Origin of the sequence: Shewanella sp. T24-MNA-CIBAN-0130, assembly GCF_040310185.1 — a bacterium.
Classification (GTDB): Bacteria; Pseudomonadota; Gammaproteobacteria; order Enterobacterales; family Shewanellaceae; genus Shewanella; species Shewanella psychromarinicola.
On record NZ_JBEOPP010000258.1, the window covers coordinates 1 to 279 of the forward strand.

At 39.1% G+C, this 279-nt stretch carries 1 protein-coding gene; it reads right to left on the bottom strand.

Annotated features, from left to right (window positions below; translation table 11 throughout):
- Positions 1-279: helix-turn-helix domain-containing protein (locus AAEZ02_RS22300; RefSeq protein ID WP_351125198.1), on the bottom strand; the 279-nt coding region annotated here is incomplete at both ends.

The following is a 279-nucleotide window of genomic DNA, read 5'->3' on the forward strand; positions in this document are numbered from 1 at the left end:
ATAACGGTTCATCAGGGGTTAACGAGGATTTTAGTTGCTCATAATATTCAATGAAAGCCGTTTGTTTGTCTTCATCAAATTTGTGAGGAACCCCTTTAGGGTTTTTATAGCTGAACTGATGTTTATGCAGCCATTTATTGAGGCCTGACACTGTGTACTTAATCTGAAATTGTTCTGAGATATAAGCGACTATTTGATGGCTATGCAAGTAGGTCACCTCACACAGGTGTGCAATCAATAGTTCAGTTTGCTCTTGACTCAGATAGCTTAAAGATCCGC